Below are 19,379 nucleotides of genomic sequence, written 5' to 3' on the forward strand. Positions count from 1 at the left end.
CACTGAACATTGGCAAACGAACACACGCTATACTAAGAAGACGAAGACCGCGGAAAAACCGCCAATGGGTGTGTAGTGATTAGCTGCACGAAAGCACGGGTTCCTGGCTTAATGGCATTTTCGTGGCTAACACGCACTTTAAGTTCATCGCCACTGTCTAAAACAACGGCGTAAAGTCGGCTCTCACCTTCGTAACGTACCCACTCTACCGTACAGTTAGTTTCGCCGAGGGTGGCATCTAGGCTTAGGTCGTCTGGGCGAACAAGCAAATCCACTTCGCCCTGTGCATTTTGTAGTGGCGTGCCGGGCACGTTACCGATTTCAGTCACAACCGTTTTATCGGTATTTGCAGCACTTACATCAAAAGAGGCGCTTAAAAAGCTAGCTTCACCCATAAAGCGCGCGACAAAACGGTTCGCTGGTGAAGAGTAACAGGCTTCTGGCGTATCTAATTGTGCCAGTACGCCTTTATTTAGTATCCCCACTCTATCGCCGACACTCAACGCCTCTTCTTGATCATGGGTTACCCAAATAGCGGGAACACCCGCCTTTTTAAGGGCATCACGAATTTCCCAACGCAAGCTATCTTTTAATGCGGCATCGAGGTTTGAAAGTGGCTCATCAAGCAATACGTAAGCAGGTTCATGGGCGAGGGTACGAGCCAGAGCCACACGCTGTTTTTGTCCGCCTGAAAGGCGAGCGGGTTTGGCGTCGCGAAAACTGTCCAAGCCTAATAATGTCAGCCAGTGATCAGCAAGCTTGGTATCCTTCAAACGAAAACAAACGTTTTGCTGAACGGTAAGGTGAGGAAACAAGGCAAAATCTTGAAATACCATCCCCACGTTACGTTTTTCAGGCGGCACATGTTTGCTTGCTGTGCTTTCCCATTTCCCCAGGCTCATAGAACCTTCAGATATAGGAATAAGCCCCGCAAGCGCTTGTAAGATAGTCGTTTTACCGCAACCAGTTGGCCCCACCAACATAAGGATTTCGTCTTGCCCAAGCTCAAGATTTAACTTGTCGACAACGCGGGTAGACCCATAATTCACTGACAAATTACTTACACTAAGCATTACGAACGATCATCCTCGGTAACGGTAAACTGGGCTTTTCTTTCACCCGACAGCATGAGTACTAACCCCACACCGGATAATAAGACAAGTAACAGCCCGGGTACGGCAGCACGGCCAAAATAACCCGCTTCGTAAACCCGCCACATATACGTAGCAAGGGTTTCAAATCCGGTAGGCCCCAGCATCAACGTAGCGGGCAACTCGCGCATAGCCTCTAAAAAAACTAATGCGGCCCCCGCAATCATACCACGAAGGGTTAGCGGCAGCGTAACCCTGATAAAGGCTTCTCGAGGGCTAGCGCCAAGTACCCGAGCCGCTTTCACTAAACCTGAATCGATATTCTCAGCCGTACTTCTTACGCTTCCCACAGCAAGAGGAATAAAACGCAATACATAAGCCATCACCAATAGACTTAGCGTTTGATACAGTGCAGGCAAGTACTTAAGACCTACGTATACCAGCGCCGTTCCCATAACAATCCCCGGAACGCCAAACCCAAAGTACGTAATGCGCTCCATAAAACGCCCTGCTTTACCGGCAATCGCAGCGTGAGCAACAGGAATGGCAAGTAACACTGCTACAATAGCTGCAATAAAAGATGCATGGGCTGAATTCCAAGCGTAGCTTAATTCAAAACCGCCTGTGCCTTCGCGTACTAACCACAGCGTAAAAATAGCCAGTGGAAGCACAATGGCCATCATGACCACCGGCATGGTGGCAAGCAACATAAGGTTTCGCTGCCAGCGAGCAGGAAACAACGATAAATGCTTGCCAGGACGCTCTTGTGCACCACCTATACGGCTCTCGATAAATAGAATAAGCCCAACAATAACCATAAGCTGCAGGCTTAGCATGGCCGCTTGGCTCAAGCCGAAGGCATTATATTCAACGAAGATTACGCGAGTGAACGTGTCAAAACCCATGATAGCCGGGGTGCCAAAATCTGATAAGGCATAAAGCGCAGCAAGCAAGGCACCCGCGGCGACGCTATTCACAACACGGGGTAAAACCACGCGCCACAAGCTTGCGCCTAGGGTTAACCCCAATGTACGGGCTGCGTTGACTAGGCTGGCGTCCAGACTCAACAAGCTGGAACGGGTTGTCATCATGACGAAAGGGTAAGTGTAGAGACTCATAACCAGCGCCGAGCCCCACAGGCCGCTAATAGGCGGTGTGGCAATACCCAGTACGTTTTCAATCTCTCCGCCCCTGCCAAATGAAAAGTACATGGCGAATGCGCCAATGTAGCTTGGCAGTGCCAATGGCGCAGCAAGTAAGATTAGCCAGAACCGCTTCAAAGGCATTTGCACATAAGCCGTTAAAAAAGCAAGCGGTACACCGATAAGCACTGATCCAATAATGGTGAGTACCACCAGCGATATAGTGTTGCCTAAAACGCGAAGATTATGCGTATCGAAAAGCTGCGCACTGTCTTGTGCTAAAGAAAACAAAACGCCGACGGGCAATAAAGCCATCAGCGCGATAAGAAGTGCCAGTGGATACGACTTTGGCCAGTTTGTCACAGTACGCCAACTTCCCTCATAAGGTTAAGTGTAGGACGTAAATCGGCCAACTTGCGAAGGTCCATTTCAGGTGGCGAAAGCGTACTTAAACTCGCCAAGCCTTGTGGTGATTCAACCCCTTGTACCAACGGTATTTCGTATGCCTCGCGAGCAAGGTAAGACTGCACCTCGTGCGACAGCAGGTAACGAATAAAGTTAACCGGTAAGTCACCATCGCTTAATGCCACAATACCTGATGCGTTTACTAAACAGCCTGCGTCACCTTTGCTGTAAGCTAGGGCAACATTGGCGTTAGGCTTTCCAGATTTAAGGCGAAGCGTGTAATAGTGATTCGCAAAACCAATATCCACTTCCCCGCGTTCAACGCCCATCACTACGCCAAGTTCACCTGCGTATGTTTTAGCGTGTTTATTGATGCCTTTAAGCCACGCTTTGGTCGCTTTATCGCCTTCTAAAATACGCATAGCGGTAACGAAGGACTGGAACGATGAATAAGCGGGCGCCCAGCCGATTTTTAAATCGCTGTCAGCTAACGCCATTACGCTTTCGGGAATTTGCTCTGGCTTAACACGCTCTGTGTTATAAGGCAGTGTACGCACTCGACCTGTCACCGGCGACCAGCTAGGGTACTGAAAATCTTCACGAAGCTGTGCACGTAAATCATCCGGCAAAGGCTTTGCTGCACCAGCATCAGTGACAACGCCTATGGAGCCTGTATCTACTGCCCAAAATAGGTCAGCGCGTTTCACGCCAGCTTTCGTCTCAGCCACAATGGTATTTGCCAGTGCTGCTGACCCGCCTCGTCGTACTTTTAAGTTCAGCTTAGGGTTGCGTTTTTCGATGGCTTTAAGAACATTCTCGTACAGACCGCCTTCTCCGCGCCCCAAATACAAGGTGAGATCACCTTCTAATTTAGGCAGGGACTCAACTGACACACTGCCAGTTTGCGTCATAGCGTGAGCTAAGCCAAACGGCAAGCCAGATAAAGCACCGGCCGCGGCTAAGCCTTGTAAGAATGTTCTGCGTTGCATACCCCTTCCTTAAAATACGTCTTTGCGACTTTGTTCAACTTCGACCAAAAGTGCACGAGCGCGATCAAGCTTAGCCTGCATGGATTCTACCACTTTACGCACTGCATCTACGCCAGTATCTTTCGAAATGGCCTGAGGAAGCGTTACGTTAAAGTCTTTTTCCAGGTCTTCAACCAAGGCGGCGTCTTTCGCGATCAAGTCACCTTCTACACCCTCAAATCGTTGAAGGTAGGTGTCGTGAACCAATGTTGTTGCAACCTCGTGAAGCTGTTCTGCATACTTGGCAACAACACGATCAAGACGTGTTTTAATATCGTCGATAACTTCAGGGCCTGTGCTAGGTTCTTTTTCAGTGGTTTGAACCTTACTCACTAAGCCTTTCTTTTGATATTGAGACGCAAGTTTAACTGCGCCCAGCGCCTGCCACAAGGCATGATTTAGCTTCTCTTGCTCAACGCGAACGTCAGCAACAGGCTTACCTTCATCAATAGCGACTTTCACACCATAAATGCCTTGCCAGATAGAGGCATAAATAGGCACGTACTGCGTTTCAATGGCAGAGTGAAATTCTACTTCTTCCCAGTACTCAATTAACGCATCGGTTTTAAGCGATTTATCTTTCGCTTCGTACGCATCAACAACACCGCCGAATTTTTCTTCAAGCCAATGTACCTCTTCCGTATATTCCCCAATGTGCGCGTGCAGGTTATTTACGTGGTCACCAATGGCACCGTTAGCAAGCGCTTGTGCAGAAAACATTGAGAAAGTGAAGGCCGAAGCCATTACCAAGGCACTCATTTTTTTCAGTGTTATTGTCATATTTATTCCTAGAACGTTTGTCTTTTCGCGGAAATGATACTTATTATCATTAAGCAAGTAAAGGTAACTAAACGAGGCTACATGCTAAGCAACGCAGTGCGCGGGCTTTACGTTAGCCCTTAAGTTCTCTACATTTTCGATACAAAATACTGCACGTTAGTTCATTAACCTTTGCTGAACACGTTGATATTCAACGCGAATGGCAGACCGACAGATCATAATCAGGTTACATTTTAATGAAAATGACAGCCAAGTACATGTAAAGTATACCAATCCGCATAGACTGGTATTCCACTCAAACGAAAAAGCCCGCAACCGTGGTTGCGGGCTTTAGGTATCGCGTACGCCGTTTTTTTTTACGACATTACAGGCTATCTAGCATGCTTTGCGCATCGCTCACGTCAAAGCGACCAGGGTCTTCAACATTGAGTTTTTTCACTTCCCCGTCTTCTACAAGCATAGAATAGCGCAAAGAACGCAGGCCACCGAAATTACCGGTGCCCATGTCCAAACCAATTTGCTTGGTAAAGAAACCGTTGCCATCAGCAAGCATAACAATTTCGTCTGCGTTGTTCGCTTTACCCCAAGCGTCCATAACGAATGCATCGTTCACGCTCAAGCAGATAATTGTATCAACGCCTTTCGCTTTAATTTTATCAGCAAGTGCCACATAGCCTGGCAAGTGTGCCTGTGAACAGGTTGGCGTAAATGCGCCCGGCACTGCAAACAATACTACGCGTTTTTCCGAAAACAGTTCGTTCGTTCCTGGGTTGGTTATTTCGCCATTTTCTAAAAGGCTAAAATCTACTTCAGGCAAAGTGCCCCCAACTTGTATCATGCTACTCTCCTAGATTTTTTTGACACAAATACACATCAAATCTGTGTTTTTTGCTTTCAATAGCCATTGATGCTTTCATTCCTGCCAGCACCTCTGCACTGTTTGGGCGTTTCACTACTACCCGGTGCGTTGCTAGCTGTAGTGCTGGCGGTAACAGCGCATCTGCGTCTGGATCATGACCAAGCAGTTGCTGAAACAGCCGCATTTCCTTTTTCACCAAGGCTGACTTCTTCTTGTGTGGGAACATAGGGTCTAAATAAACAGCATTAACGTTCTCACCAGTAAAGTATTGCATTACCTCAGCACTATTTCCATGCCGTAACGTCATTTGTGATGCAAGTTCAGGAAAACTGAGCGCTAACCTACGGATGCCGTCTTCCAGCAACGCCGCTACAATAGGCGAACGCTCTATCATTGTCACTTTGCACCCAACGCTTACAAGCACAAATGCATCTCGCCCCAGACCAGGTGTGGCATCGACCACATGCCAATCTTCACTGCCTTTTATACCGATGGCTTTAACGATAGGTTCTTTTCGTCCACCGCCGTACTGCTTACGATATAAACTGGCCGGTGAAGCAAAATCGACCTCAATGGGTAGCACCTTCTTATCGGCCGCGTCGGCAAGGCCTAATACGCCATGTTGAACCTGTAAGTAGAACCCTTCGTCAGGCTTTTCATGGTCGTTAAGAATCGGGAAGTGCCACTTATTACTCACTTCACTCGCCATGGCTGCATCATCATTACTGCTGTTTTCAGCAATAATCAAAGGCACACTCTTAAGCATGACCGTATTGCTCCTTATGTCCAATCCAGCGATTAATGATAGCTTGTGCGTGAGAGGGATATTTGTCCCATAGGGTGTAGGCAATTTCCTGTACCTTTGGAATAAGGGCGGCGTCGCGCACAAGGTCGGCTATTTTAAGCTCTGCCATACCGGTTTGTTTCGTGCCCATAAACTCGCCCGGACCTCGAATTTCCAAATCACGCTGGGCAATATAAAACCCGTCATTCGACTCACGCAGCACCCCAAGGCGCTGCGTTGCCGTTTTAGATAGCGGGCTTTGGTACATCAGTACACATTGACTTTCAACGGCACCTCGCCCTACTCGGCCTCTTAGCTGATGAAGCTGTGCTAAGCCTAGTCGCTCTGGATTTTCAATAATCATAATACTGGCATTAGGCACGTCGACCCCTACCTCAATAACCGTCGTCGCTACCAGTAAATCCAATTTACCGTCTTTAAAATCAGCCATGACTTGCGCTTTTTCAGCGGGTTTTAATCGTCCGTGCACTAAGCCCACATGTAAGTCTGGCAATGCGGTACGAAGGGTAACTGCAGCGTCTTCTGCTGCCTGACATTCCAATACTTCCGATTCGTCAATAAGGGTACAAACCCAATAGGCTTGACGACCATGATCTTTACACGCCTGACGCACCCGCTCTATCACGTCAGCGCGGCGTGTATCCGGTAGCACCACCGTTTGCACAGGTGTTCTGCCTGGCGGGAGTTCATCAATAATCGAGGTGTCTAGATCGGCGTAGGCGGTCATGGCTAGCGTTCTGGGTATAGGCGTTGCCGTCATGATGAGTTGATGAGGGTAGCGACCTTGTTGCTCGCCTTTATCGCGCAGAGCCAAACGCTGATGCACGCCGAAGCGATGTTGCTCATCGACAATAACCAACGCAAGCTGCTGATAGTTCACACTCTCTTGGAAAATAGCGTGCGTACCCACCAGCATTTGTATGTCACCGGCTTCTAAACGCGCCATGACTTCATTGCGGGCCTTTCCTTTTAGTTTACCTGCCAGCCAGCCAACCTCTATACCCAAAGGCTCCAACCAACCACGAAAGTTGTTCGCGTGCTGTTCTGCCAACAGTTCAGTGGGTGCCATTAGCGCCACTTGATGCCCTGCACCAATGGCTGATAGCGCGGCCAGTGCAGCAACCAAGGTTTTCCCCGACCCCACATCGCCTTGAACCAGACGCATCATAGGTCGTGCGTGCTGCATATCATTTTGAATGTCTTTGACAACGCGTGACTGCGCGCCTGTCGGCGAAAACGGCAGTTGTGCCAACATCTTATCAATGAGTGGCTGGTTTACTTTAATGGGAATACCTGGCTGTGCGTCAGACAATTTGCGTACTTTCAGCACGCTCAAGTGATGCGACAGTAACTCTTCCAAAATTAACCGATATTGAGCAGGATGCAGCCCCTCTTCCATTTCGTGTATGTCGACATCTGGCGGTGGGCGATGCACCAAATGAAGGGCTTCGTTAAGGCTAATTTGATCATCATAAATACCTTGTGGCAATAAATCAGCCAGCGCACCTTTGTCTAATAGCTGTAGGGCTTGATCGGTTAAGTTGCGCAACGTTAATTGCTTAACCCCATCAGTGGTAGGATAGACCGGTGTAAGTGATTCTTCTGTGGGCGGTGCATCTTCATCCACTAGCTTGAACTCGGGGTGCATCATTTCGATGCCCCATTTTCCAGTGCGCACCTCACCGAAGCAGCGAACCGTATTGCCGGGCGTCATCATCGAACGCTGTACAGCGCCAAAGTGAAAAAATCGCAGCGTAATGGTGCCCGAGCCATCACTGAGCTTAACCACCAGCATGCGCTTTTTGCCGTATTGAATATCAGCGCTCATCACCTCGCCTTGAACGCTGACATGGGTGAACGGACGGCACTCAGCCACGCTGTAAATACGGGTTCTGTCCTCATAGCGATGGGGAAGATGAAATAGAATATCTTGAAGGGTAAACAACCCAATTTTATTAAGCTTTTCTGCCACCTTTGCGCCTACGCCTTTGAGCGCAGTAATGGGTGTAGTGGCCAGTGCTTGCATCAAGCGACATCCTTCTTTTGAAACATAAATGACTTAGCCTTTAAAAAGGCACAAGCTGGTGTTATTCAACATGTTATACCAAAAGAAGTGTAAAGGATTGTTGAGGGGTTGGCGAGTACGCTTTAGGCCAGTTTTTTCATGCTGACCTAACGAAAAGTTATAGCGAAACCAACACTTAGGGACACTAGTCGGCTTCTAGCGCGTTTGCTTCCGCTTGCGTAATCTGCATTTCGTTCCACCAGCTGTCATCGGCGTCCACTTCGCCAAGTGCGTTAATGGCGGGCAGCGGCAAACCTTTGCGTTGGCAAAGCTTGTACAAACGTGGGTAACCATTTTGAAACGCCAATGCCTGGCACTCTTCTTCTGGTAACTGCTGTGAATTGTACATACCAGCGATAGTGCGCTGACGCTGTGCTTCATACAATATAAGGGCAGCGGCGACAGACACGTTCAACGACTGCACCATGCCCATCATCGGAATAACAATGTCATGGTCGGCCATTGCTTTTGCTTCATCCGTAGCGCCGTATTTCTCTTGCCCGAATAAAATAGCGGTAGGCTTGGTATAGTCGATATCACGAAAGTCTAGAGCGGTATCAGATAAATGGGTAACTAATACCTGCATACCCTGCCCTTTAAGCGCCGCCATGGCATCATTGATATTGTCGTGATTAGTTTGACGCACCCATTGCTGACTGCCCATGGCCGAACCACGACGAAACTGATACTTCTTTTCCCATACGGTGTGAACGCGATGAATGCCTACTGCATCACACGTTCTTACCACAGCAGAAACATTATGCGGCTTATGCACATTTTCAAGGCAAACCGTAAGGTCGGTTTGCCTTCTTTCCAGCACTTGTCTTATGCGCTGGTAACGCTCAGGTGACATGGCTTACTCCGGCAGTTCCATTACACCATCAATTTCAATTTGTGCACCTTTAGGCAATGCAGATACCTGAACTGCTGCGCGCGCCGGGTAAGGCTTGGTGAAATAACGGCTCATAATTTCGTTGACCGTTGCAAAATGGCCAAGGTCGATAAGGAAAATATTCACTTTCACCAAATCGTTGGTTGTGCCGCCAGCCGCGTCACATACCGCTTTAATATTTTCGAAAACTTGAACCGCTTGCGCTTCAAAATCGTCAGATACCATTTCCATGGTCTCGGCAACTAGCGGTATTTGGCCTGAAAGGTAAACGGTAGTACCCGCTTTAACTGCTTGGCTGTAGGTACCAATAGCAGCAGGTGCCTTATCGGTCTGAATAATAGACTTAGACATAGTGATTCCTAAATAAGTTGTTATTAGTGTCGAGATTGACTATGACGAGAAACTTTCTGAACTTCCGGCATGGTGCGTATTTTTTTCATCACGCGAGCCAAGTGCACACGATTGTGCGTGGTAAGTTCTAGGTCAATAAAGTAGATGTTACTCTCTTTCTCTTCAGTTTGCAGACCAATGATGTTGGAATCGCACCCTGAAATAGTGTTCGTTAATGTTGCCAGTGTACCTTGATGATTGAACAACTCGATACGCAGCGACGCTTTAAACTCACCTTGTGGATTGTCGTCCCACTGCATCGGAAGAACACGCTGAGGCTCTTCTTTTGTAAGCTTGCGAATGTTATTACAACCAATTTGGTGAATGGTCATACCGCGCCCTGGGCTCAATACTGCAACAATTTCATCATCGGGGATTGGGTGGCAGCAACGAGAATAATGAACAAGAAGACCTTCTGTCCCGCGTATCGCCACGTTGCCTTTTTTATCTGATAAGTCAGTTGTGCTTTCGCCTAAAAGGCGGCGAGCGACAATGGCGCTTAGCTCATTACCTAGCCCAATATCAACAAGTAGATGATCAAAATTGTCGTGCTTAGTTTCTGCTACAACACGCTCTATATCTTCGTTTGGAATATCGTCAAGCTTCACACTTCCTAACGCGTGGCGAAGTAAGCGGTTCCCCATGTTGACCGCCTCCTGAGAATGCTGCTTGCGCAAGTACTGACGAATTCGCGTACGCGCTCGCGCACTCACCACAAAGTTGAGCCAATTCGCATTAGGCTTCGCTTTAGGAGAAGTAATTATTTCAACGGTTTGACCGTTCTCAAGAGGCTTACTCAAACTGTAGTTTCTGCGCTCTACACGCACACCTACACAGGTATTACCCACATCAGAGTGCACTGCATAGGCAAAATCGACGGCGGTTGCGCCAGTAGGTAACTCGATAATTCGGCCATCTGGCGTGAAGACGTAAATTTCATCAGGGAAAAGGTCGGTTTTCACCGATTCGATGAATTCAAAGGACGAACTGGCCGATTGCTGTAATTCAAGCAAGCTTTGCATCCACTTGCGTGCGCGAAGTTGCGCTGTTGTGCCATTATCACCAGGCTCTTTATACAGCCAATGTGCTGCTACCCCTTTGTCGGCCATCTGATCCATTTCCTGCGTACGAATTTGAATTTCAACAGGAATGCCGTGCGGCCCGATCAGTGACGTGTGTAAAGACTGATAACCGTTGGTACGAGGAATTGCGATGTAATCTTTGAAACGATTTTCAATGGGTTTATACAACCCGTGCATTGCACCTAATGCACGATAGCAATTATCGACTGAGTCCACCACGATGCGAAATGCGTAAATATCCATTACCTCATTGAACATCAGTTCTTTGTTTTTCATTTTTCGGTAAATGGAATACAGGTGTTTTTCACGCCCAAGTACATTCGAATCGATTTGATAGGCGTCTAAACGGGTATTAAGCTCTTCGCGGATATTTTCGATAATCTCTTTACGATTGCCTCGCGCTTGTCGAACCGCCGACTTTAAGGCACGATGACGCATCGGGTACATAGCTTGAAAACCCAAGTCTTCAAGTTCGTTTTTAATGTCGTGAATACCTAAACGGTGGGCAATTGGCGCGTAGATCTCTAGGGTTTCTAAGGCAATGCGGCGACGTTTATCTGGTCGAAGCGAACCGAGGGTTCGCATGTTGTGCGTACGGTCGGCCAGTTTGATGAGAATAACCCTGATGTCTTGCACCATGGCCATCATCATTTTACGAAAGTTTTCGGCTTGGGCTTCTTGTTTTGTGCTAAAGGCAAGTTTATCTAACTTACTGACCCCTTCAACGAGTTCAGCAACCGTATCGCCAAAGGCTTCAGCCAAATCTTCTTTGCTGTAATGGGTATCTTCGATAACGTCGTGAAGCAGTGCCGCCATGATCGTTTCATGATCAAGGTGCATATCGGCAAGGATGCCAGCAACTGCCACAGGGTGAGTGATATACGGATCGCCACTTGAACGCATTTGCCCATCGTGCGCTTCTTGCGCCAGCACAAAAGAATCCTGAACCAGCTGCACACGCTCGGCTGGCAAGTACTCTAAAACTTTCTGCTTTAAACCTTCAAACAAATACACAGCGAAGCGCTACCCTTATAACTTTTATCAAACGTTACAACACTAAGAATACGTTTTATTGGGCAATAAGCCAATACACCAAAAGCAAAGCGCCAGTGCTTTTTTCAAAGCACTGGCGCCAAAATGCAGTTAAAACCGTTGAAAAGAGGTTTTACTGATCAGATAAGATGTTCGCAACAGAGGCAAACTCAGCGTGTTCTTGCTGTTCTTGAGCATGAAGATCTGCTTGTTCTAACGTAGCAGCCGTCACAAAACCTTCTTCAATTTCGCGAAGTGCAGTTACAGTTGGCTTATCGTTTTGAACGTCAACCATAGGATCTTTTCCTCCAGTGGCAATTTGACGTGCACGGCGTGCAGCAACAAGCACTAGGTCAAAGCGGTTACCAATTTTATCTACGGCATCTTCTACAGTTACGCGAGCCATGTATTTCTCCGGAAATTAGGTTGAGCAATTTATTCAAAAAACGGCCGCGTAGTATACACAAATACACTGCGCGATCCTAGTATTTTGTTTGAAATTGAAGCAGTCAGATCTGGGCGAGTCTTACTGTTCATCGAGCTTTCAAGCAAAAGGCAAAGACAGTACTAAAAACCTACGCACTACCCAGTAAGCTGTCTAACAACACCTGATGCCGCATTTGCTGTTTCATCGTGCGTAGACGTCTTGCTGTGACAATGGATTCAAGATCATTCAGCGCTGTAGAAAAATCGTCGTTTATAATAATGCTGTCGAACTCGTTAAAGTGAGACATTTCAGCCACGGCTTGTGCCATACGCCCCGCAATTACCTCTTCAGAATCTTGCCCACGATTATTTAAACGCTGTTCTAACACCTCTAATGATGGAGGAAGAATGAAAATACCGCATGTGTCTGGCATCAGTGCTTTAACTTGACGCGCCCCCTGCCAATCGATATCGAGAAACACATCAATACCACGGTGGAGCGTTTGCTCAATGGTCACACGAGATGTACCGTAATAGTTTCCAAATACTTCGGCATACTCAAAGAATACGCCTTGCTCGATAAGCGCTTCAAACTGCTCACGGCTTACAAAATGGTAGTGTACGCCGTCTATTTCACCGGGACGGGGCTGACGGGTGGTATGAGACACTGACACCTGCATAGGCGCGCTTTCATTGCCCTCGTACTTTTCCATTAGTGCCTTTATCAGGCTCGATTTTCCTGCTCCTGATGGAGCTGCAAGAATGAATAAGTTGCCAAGTAGTGAAGCCATAAGGTATTAAAATTCTATCAAAATGTGGTGATTTCGGGTGGCGATGATAGCATATTAAGCGGTTGTGCCGTAACTATGATTGTGCGGTTTAATTATCGCAATGCCTCGCCCGTTAGGTTACTGCGCCGAATTACAACAATAACTATAACAACTTTTTAAGAATGATGGGGTCAATGTCGTGACGTAAGCGCCATCGTTCATAAAGAAACAAAACTTAACTAGGAAATAGAGAATGACTGAGCAACTTTTGCCGTGCGTAGAGATAAATCCATCTGCTACGCCCGATGCCTGCGTTATCTGGCTCCATGGTCTCGGCGATTCAGGCCATGGTTTTGCACCGATAGTGCCTGAACTGAAACTCCCTAAAACAATGGCAGTAAAATTTCTCTTTCCCCATGCTCCCGAGCGCCCTATTACCATTAATGGCGGTATGCGAATGCGCGCATGGTACGACATTAAAACCCTAGACTTTGAAAGCCGCGCAGATTTAGACGGTGTTAAAACATCAGCGGCGCAAGTTGAGCGCCTTATTGAAGCGCAGATTGAAAGCGGGATCCCTGCTCATCGCATTATACTTGCAGGGTTTTCACAAGGTGGCGTCATTGCGCTTCATTTAGCACCTAGGTTCGCACATAAACTTGCCGGCGTGCTTGCGCTGTCTACTTACATGTGTGAGCCGTCATTGTTACAGAGTGAAGCAAACGATATGAATCGCGACACACCGATCATGATGGCCCATGGTGAACAAGACGAAGTGGTGCCTGTGTTTATGGGCAATGCAGCGTTTAAAACACTGAGCGAGTGTGGATTTAACGCAACGTGGCAAACCTACCAAATGCAACACAATGTGTGTATGCAAGAGTTAAACGACATCAGTGCGTGGCTTCAAACCCGTTTGAACTAAACGCTGCGTTTTACTCTACGACGCGATTTCTGCCGCCATTTTTGGCTTTATAGAGGTTGTCGTCAGCCTGTTTTAAACACGCATGTAAATTGGAGTCAGTAAGAGCTGTCGCTACACCAAAGCTTGCCGTGATAGGGTGATTGATATCACCCTCTACAAACGGATTGGCTTCTATTGTTTTCCTCATTTTTTCCGCTAGTTTGACTGCTTGGCTTAATGAAGCGTGTGGAAAAAGCACTAAAAATTCTTCACCACCGGTTCTCGCTACAACATCGGTCGTTCTTACAGATTCCTTCATTAACCGTGAAAGATGGATGAGTACCTCATCTCCGATGTCATGACCGTAGGTGTCATTTATCTTTTTGAAATAATCAATATCGACCACTACCGCGCTCAATGGAAAATAGGCGCCAGGGTCTTGCATCGCCTTTTCAAAAAACACGGCTTCGAGGAAACGGCGATTAGGAAGTTTGGTAAGCGGGTCGGTATTAGCTTGGCGCATGCGCTCAAAATTTTCACGCAGCATTTCTTTTCTGCTTTTGTGCCAGAAGTTCTCGCCAATAAACGCCAAACAGATAAAACAGAATGTCGCGATGAGGAAGCGAGAAACATGCTCATCATGATACTTAGCGACAATGATATCTTGGTTGTACAGCATAAAAATAGCGATACCCATAGTAAGCGCCACATACACCATAGCGGGCTTGAATCGCACTACCACTATCTGAGTAAAAAGTAGCGGAAAGATGAAATAAAGCCCCGTGTTATTTAGCCCGCCGGTATAGACCAATGCATTGATGGTAAACATTACCACCAGGCCAGCGAGATAATAAAAGACGTCGGCACGAGGAAACATATGAGATAACGCAACATTGGCGTATACAAACGCCGCCGACCCGGCAAGCGTTCCGACAAGCAACGGGTTATTCGTTCCCATGTTTAGCCACGCCATGAAAGCCATGATGGTGCCACCAACATAAGATATGAAGTACAAGGTTAATCTTCTACGTTTGGCTTCAGCTTGATCTTGCTGAGCTCCTCTAAGAAGCTGCCTCAGCGACGCATTGTCCATTTGATGGTGATCTCCATAACTACTCTACATACCCCGTCATACTCTCCAGCATAGACTGTTTACTTATTAATAACCAAGAAGAAAATTACGGCTATTTACAAACATTAACGCAGAAAATGCGTATAATACGTATATCTCGTATGACATTCCGTGATACATCGTTTTTTCATTTTTTTACTAGTTTGGAATAATCATGAGCCAACTCAACACCACCCGCACCATTCGAATTGCCACGAGAAAAAGTGCCTTAGCACTTTGGCAGGCAGAATATGTGAAGGCAAAATTGTTGGAGCACTATCCATCAATGACTGTTGAGCTTGTCCCTATGAGCACGCAGGGCGACAAAATTTTAGATACGCCTTTGGCTAAAATTGGTGGTAAAGGCCTTTTCATTAAAGAGCTTGAAATTGCCATGCTTGAAGGCCGTGCTGATATTGCCGTGCATTCAATGAAAGATGTACCGGTAGAATTTCCTGACGGTTTTGGTTTGCACGCCATATGCGAACGAGAGAATCCGTTTGATGCTTTTGTCTCTAATCACCACGACAGCTTAGACGCACTGCCTCAAGGCGCAGTGGTTGGAACATCAAGCCTTCGCCGACAATGTCAAATTCGAAAGTATCGTCCTGACCTTATTATCAAAGACCTACGCGGTAACGTAAACACCCGCTTAGCAAAGCTCGACGCGGGTGAGTACGACGCCATAATCTTAGCCTCTGCGGGCCTTATTCGACTTGATATGGCATCACGTATACGCATGCCATTACCTGCTGACATTTCGCTGCCTGCTGTAGGGCAAGGCGCCGTAGGTATTGAGTGTCGTAACGACGATGAAGAACTGATTAACTTACTTCACGCGTTAAATCATATAGACACCAACACCCGCGTTACCGCAGAAAGGGCCATGAACGAGCGCCTGGAAGGCGGGTGCCAGGTGCCCATTGGTAGCTTTGCAACCTTAGAGGGCGACGTGTTAACACTAACGGGCATGGTCGGAAAACCTGACGGTTCTGAACTGCTTTTTGCGTCAGCAACGGCATCACGAGAAAAAGCCAAAGATATTGGCATTGAAGTGGCCGAAGCCCTTCTTGAACAAGGTGCAGGAGATATTTTGAAGGCGCTTTATAACTAGCGGCTCTTTCAACCACGTTGGGAAACAACGCCAATACGCCCATTGGCTATTTCAATCTATGCAGTATTTCAAAAACTAAAAGGATGAGGCTTCGTTAGAATGCTCGTGTTCACACGCCCTTTACCGAAATTGAAAGCTAGCGCGTTAGCGTTTGAAAAAGCAGGCATAAATGCCGTGGGCATAGCCACCTCAGATATTGTTCACGTTCCCTCAGAGAGCAGTGCTGCCACTGCTTTTCTATCAAATAACAAGGTTGATGTCGTTGTTGTTACTAGCGTATACGCGGTGAAACCTGCCATAGCAGGGCTGTGTAAAACGACTTCCCCCTTTCCTACTGTTATCGCCGTAGGCGATGCAACTTCGCGCAAACTCCAATCTGAACTTAGCGCATTTCCATCCGTAAATGTAATTACGCCTGACGTGCATACATCCGAAGGTATATTGGCAATGCATCATCTTAATGAGGCAAACTGTCAACAAGTCGTTATTATTAAGGGCGAAGGTGGGCGAAGTACGATTGCAGACGTTTTAAGCGAAAAAGGCATGCAGGTTAATTGCTTCAACGTTTACAAAAGAGAGCTACTTCCCCGTCCAATTTGTACAAAACGGTGGAAAATGAGCGAAGTTAGCGGCATTATCGCTACAAGCGAAGCAATGGCACTGCAGCTGATAGCACAATTTGGTGTCGCATTATTCGACTTTCCATGGTTAACGGTGAGCAGTCGTATTGCCAACACCCTCACCATTAAAGGTATTAAAGAGGTTCACGTTTGTCAGCGAGCCACCGATCAGGCACTCATCGCCTGGGTAAAGGATAACTGGGAGTATTAAATGGCCAATAATAATGAAGATAGCCCAAAAAAAGAGGAACTGGTAAACGTGCACGCCGAAAAAGACGTCATTGAATCTTCTGCCACGCAAAGTGAATCGACAAAATCTAGCGCTAAGACAAAGAAGTCATCAGGCAATGGCCTATTGTGGTTCGTCGTAATCATTTTATTCTTGGCCGTGTTAGGTTTGGCTGGCGCTGGCTACTGGTATTATATGCAGCAGCAGTCGGCAAGCACTGAAGCAGCAACGGTTCAGCAAAGCAACACGGCTACGTTAAACGCCATTGAACGCGAACGAGGCGACATTCTAGCGTCGCTAGAAGCGGTATCACGAACCAATGAAACGCTTAAAAGCACGGTAACAGAGCTTAAAGCGCAGAATGAAAAGCTTGCGCTTCAAGCTGAGTCTACACTTCAGCAGCTTAACAATATGGAAGGCCGCCGCCCGGCCGACTGGCTTATTGCAGAAGCCGACTATCTAGTGCGTATGGCAGGCAGAAAACTGTGGCTAGAAAACGACGTACGCACCGCCATTTTATTGTTGGTTAATGCAGACAAACGTTTAAAATCGTTGGCAGACCCATCGGTACTTCCTGTTCGTGCAACACTCGCTGAAGATATTCAAACTCTTCAACAACTTAACCCGGTATCGCAAAGCTCAGTAGCTCTTGCCCTTACTGGCATGATAGCGCAAATTGATAAACTGCCTCTTGATACTTTTGAGAAGCCAGAAGACGCCAATGCAGAAGACACCACATTGTCAGAGTCGGCTGATGACTGGCAGGAGAACCTTGCGAAGGTATGGCGTTCACTCGTTAATGATTTCTTAACGGTTAAAACCATTGAAGGCCCGGTAGAGCCCGTTCTTTCAATGGAAGCGCAATTCCTAGCAAAAGAGCAGCTACGGCTTCAGCTTATGCATGCACAAACCGCTGCACTGCAAGGCGATGCGGGGCTGTATAGCCAGTCGCTTCAGTATGCGCAAACCTTAATTATTGAAAAATTCGATATTGAAAAGAGCCAAGTAACCGGCTTCGTCGAAGCGCTGCAAAATCTCATTGCCACCGATATATCGCGCCCAATTCCTACAGAGTTAGCGTCACAGAAACCGCTAGAGCGTTTACTGGATAGTCGCGTCAAACAAGTGTTCGGACAGGGAGCAAGTGCACTATGAAATGGTTAGCTATTGCCCTTGCGGTATTAGCCGCATTCGTTGTTGCATTAATCGTTGGCCCTATGCTGTTAGGTGATAAAGGCTACGTACTTATATCGTTGGGCAACACCGCAATTGAAATGACGGTGATCAGCTTTTGTATTTTGGTTATCGGCGCTGTTATCGCTTGGTATGTACTTTCGCGACTTGTACTGTGGGCGCTAAGCCTAATTACAGGCTCTCATAAGTGGTTTGGCACCTTAGGCGAACGCAAACGCAAGCGCGCATTTTACGACGGTCTTCACGCTATGGCCGTCGGTGATTTTGATACGGCGCAAAAGTCTTTAAGCAAAACCACCAATGGCGACTTTGAAGGCGTTAACTATTTGGCCTCTGCACAAATTGCGCTTACCAATGAAGACTTATCCAAAGCCCGTTATTTCTTAGTGCAGGCGACAGACTTTCCGAAAGCAAAAGTGGCCGCAACGGTGATGCAAGCGCGCATTGATATGGCAGAAGAGAAATACGACGCCGCACTAGAAAAGCTTAACGAGCTTGACGAGCAAGAGCGCGAGAACACGCAGGTCGTGCGATTAAAAGCGCACATTCTTGCCAAGCTGGGGAAATGGCAAGTGCTGCAAGAGAACCTGTCAAGCTGGCGTAAAGCATTACCGAAAGCAGATTACACCACGTGGAGCCAGCGTATTGCTAAAGGCAAGTTTGCAGAAATTGCCAGTAAGCAAGGTGCCGTTGAACTTAAATCTTATTGGGAAACGCTGCCGCGCAAGCTGCGTCACGACGACGCTTACCGCGCCGCTTACATTCAACAACTGCTTGATCAGGGCATGCATGCCGACGCACAAAAGTTATTGGTGGAATGGCAAAAGCGTGGCCCAAACAGCGCCCTGTTCCCGTTGTTTACGCAGCTGAATATTCCAGATGCGTCGCCATCATTGCGACTACTTGAGAGCTGGATAAAGCAAGATGAAGAAAACGTTTCGCTATATTCCACTCTAGGGCAAGTTGCATTTAACTCAGGCGATGATGTGTTGGCTGAAAAAGCGCTGCTTAAAGCGACTAAAATGAAGTCGCGCAAAGAAGACCTGTTGCTGCTATCTGCAATAAGCGAGCGCAAGCATGACACCGCCACAGCGCTTCAGCTTTACAAAGAAGGGCAGCAATTAGCAAGCTAAGTGAAATATCATTTAGCCTAACTGGTAATACTTGTATTCATACTAAAGTTGAAGATATAGTAAAAAAGACATTTAGATTCGTGCGCCTAATTGGCAAGTTGAAAAGCCGAGTAGTTGCTTTGAAACTTGAGTTAAAGCGCGAATAGAAACACATTACTTGTCGGAGTGCTTCACTGGTAATCCAGTAAGCTGAGACCGCGAAAGTGGGATCCGTAGAACCTGATCAGGCTAATACCTGCGAAGGGAACAAGAAAATACAATGTTCACAGTGCTCATAGCGAGCGTAACGCTGTGATTTGAATGTGCA

General features: G+C 47.2%; 18 protein-coding genes and 1 riboswitch. Of the genes, 5 read left to right on the top strand and 13 right to left on the bottom strand.

Going from position 1 to position 19,379, the window contains the following annotated elements; translation table 11 throughout:
* Positions 1-32 precede the first annotated feature (32 nt).
* The 12 genes from GVO63_RS11030 to gmk form a co-directional block, all read right to left on the bottom strand.
* The gene (locus GVO63_RS11030) at positions 33-1,073 is read right to left on the bottom strand and encodes an ABC transporter ATP-binding protein (protein WP_159492128.1); all 1,041 of its coding nucleotides are present in this window, start codon (positions 1,071-1,073) and stop codon (positions 33-35) included.
* Complete coding sequence (locus GVO63_RS11035) at positions 1,073-2,596, bottom strand: iron ABC transporter permease (protein WP_159579858.1); 1,524 nt, start codon at positions 2,594-2,596, stop codon at positions 1,073-1,075. Before GVO63_RS11035 ends, GVO63_RS11030 begins: the two co-directional genes overlap by 1 nt.
* Entirely contained in the window at positions 2,593-3,627 is a 1,035-nt protein-coding gene (locus GVO63_RS11040; protein WP_159492123.1) for an extracellular solute-binding protein, read from the bottom strand. Before GVO63_RS11040 ends, GVO63_RS11035 begins: the two co-directional genes overlap by 4 nt.
* Before the next feature lie 9 nt (positions 3,628-3,636).
* Complete coding sequence (locus GVO63_RS11045; protein WP_159579860.1) at positions 3,637-4,446, bottom strand: hypothetical protein; 810 nt, start codon at positions 4,444-4,446, stop codon at positions 3,637-3,639.
* 364 nt (positions 4,447-4,810) lie between these two features.
* Positions 4,811-5,284: a peroxiredoxin gene (locus tag GVO63_RS11050; protein WP_159492119.1), complete on the bottom strand. Its 474-nt coding sequence runs from the start codon at positions 5,282-5,284 to the stop codon at positions 4,811-4,813.
* Between the two features lies 1 nt (position 5,285).
* Entirely contained in the window at positions 5,286-6,071 is a 786-nt protein-coding gene (locus GVO63_RS11055) for a class I SAM-dependent methyltransferase (protein ID WP_159579862.1), read from the bottom strand.
* Positions 6,064-8,136 carry an ATP-dependent DNA helicase RecG gene (gene recG, locus GVO63_RS11060; protein WP_159579864.1) on the bottom strand — a complete coding sequence of 691 codons (2,073 nt, stop codon included), beginning with the start codon at positions 8,134-8,136 and terminating at the stop codon, positions 6,064-6,066. Before recG ends, GVO63_RS11055 begins: the two co-directional genes overlap by 8 nt.
* A 184-nt stretch (positions 8,137-8,320) precedes the next feature.
* Positions 8,321-9,028, bottom strand: a complete 708-nt coding sequence (trmH, locus tag GVO63_RS11065) for a tRNA (guanosine(18)-2'-O)-methyltransferase TrmH (RefSeq protein WP_159492115.1) — start codon at positions 9,026-9,028, stop codon at positions 8,321-8,323.
* Positions 9,029-9,031: 3 nt separating this feature from the next.
* Complete coding sequence (locus tag GVO63_RS11070; RefSeq protein WP_014975316.1) at positions 9,032-9,418, bottom strand: RidA family protein; 387 nt, start codon at positions 9,416-9,418, stop codon at positions 9,032-9,034.
* A 23-nt stretch (positions 9,419-9,441) separates the two neighbouring features.
* The gene (spoT, locus tag GVO63_RS11075) at positions 9,442-11,553 is read right to left on the bottom strand and encodes a bifunctional GTP diphosphokinase/guanosine-3',5'-bis pyrophosphate 3'-pyrophosphohydrolase (RefSeq protein ID WP_159579866.1); all 2,112 of its coding nucleotides are present in this window, start codon (positions 11,551-11,553) and stop codon (positions 9,442-9,444) included.
* A gap of 151 nt (positions 11,554-11,704) precedes the next feature.
* The gene (rpoZ, locus tag GVO63_RS11080) at positions 11,705-11,977 is read right to left on the bottom strand and encodes a DNA-directed RNA polymerase subunit omega (RefSeq protein WP_159492111.1); all 273 of its coding nucleotides are present in this window, start codon (positions 11,975-11,977) and stop codon (positions 11,705-11,707) included.
* 169 nt (positions 11,978-12,146) lie between these two features.
* Positions 12,147-12,788, bottom strand: coding sequence for a guanylate kinase (gmk, locus tag GVO63_RS11085; protein WP_159492109.1), 642 nt, complete (start codon positions 12,786-12,788; stop codon positions 12,147-12,149).
* 232 nt (positions 12,789-13,020) lie between these two features.
* Between gmk and GVO63_RS11090 the strand changes: the two genes are divergently transcribed.
* Positions 13,021-13,692 carry an alpha/beta hydrolase gene (locus GVO63_RS11090; protein WP_159579868.1) on the top strand — a complete coding sequence of 224 codons (672 nt, stop codon included), beginning with the start codon at positions 13,021-13,023 and terminating at the stop codon, positions 13,690-13,692.
* 10 nt (positions 13,693-13,702) lie between these two features.
* Here the strand turns inward: GVO63_RS11090 and GVO63_RS11095 are convergent, their stop codons facing one another.
* Complete coding sequence (locus GVO63_RS11095; RefSeq protein WP_159579870.1) at positions 13,703-14,764, bottom strand: GGDEF domain-containing protein; 1,062 nt, start codon at positions 14,762-14,764, stop codon at positions 13,703-13,705.
* A gap of 193 nt (positions 14,765-14,957) precedes the next feature.
* Here GVO63_RS11095 and hemC point away from each other — a divergent pair, with 193 nt between their 5' ends.
* The 4 genes from hemC to GVO63_RS11115 all read left to right on the top strand — a co-directional run bounded on the left by hemC (position 14,958) and on the right by GVO63_RS11115 (position 19,072).
* Positions 14,958-15,896, top strand: a complete 939-nt coding sequence (gene hemC / locus GVO63_RS11100) for a hydroxymethylbilane synthase (RefSeq protein WP_159579872.1) — start codon at positions 14,958-14,960, stop codon at positions 15,894-15,896.
* A gap of 99 nt (positions 15,897-15,995) precedes the next feature.
* Entirely contained in the window at positions 15,996-16,727 is a 732-nt protein-coding gene (locus tag GVO63_RS11105; protein WP_159579874.1) for a uroporphyrinogen-III synthase, read from the top strand.
* Positions 16,728-17,900 (top strand): uroporphyrinogen-III C-methyltransferase, encoded by a 1,173-nt coding sequence (locus tag GVO63_RS11110; protein ID WP_159579876.1) that lies wholly within the window; start codon positions 16,728-16,730, stop codon positions 17,898-17,900.
* The gene (locus GVO63_RS11115) at positions 17,897-19,072 is read left to right on the top strand and encodes a heme biosynthesis HemY N-terminal domain-containing protein (RefSeq protein WP_159579878.1); all 1,176 of its coding nucleotides are present in this window, start codon (positions 17,897-17,899) and stop codon (positions 19,070-19,072) included. The genes GVO63_RS11110 and GVO63_RS11115 overlap by 4 nt, the downstream gene beginning before the upstream one ends.
* Before the next feature lie 151 nt (positions 19,073-19,223).
* Positions 19,224-19,335, top strand: a riboswitch (TPP riboswitch).
* Positions 19,336-19,379: the final 44 nt, after the last annotated feature.

This window comes from Alteromonas sp. KUL106, from assembly GCF_009811415.1.
Taxonomy (GTDB): domain Bacteria; phylum Pseudomonadota; class Gammaproteobacteria; order Enterobacterales; family Alteromonadaceae; genus Alteromonas.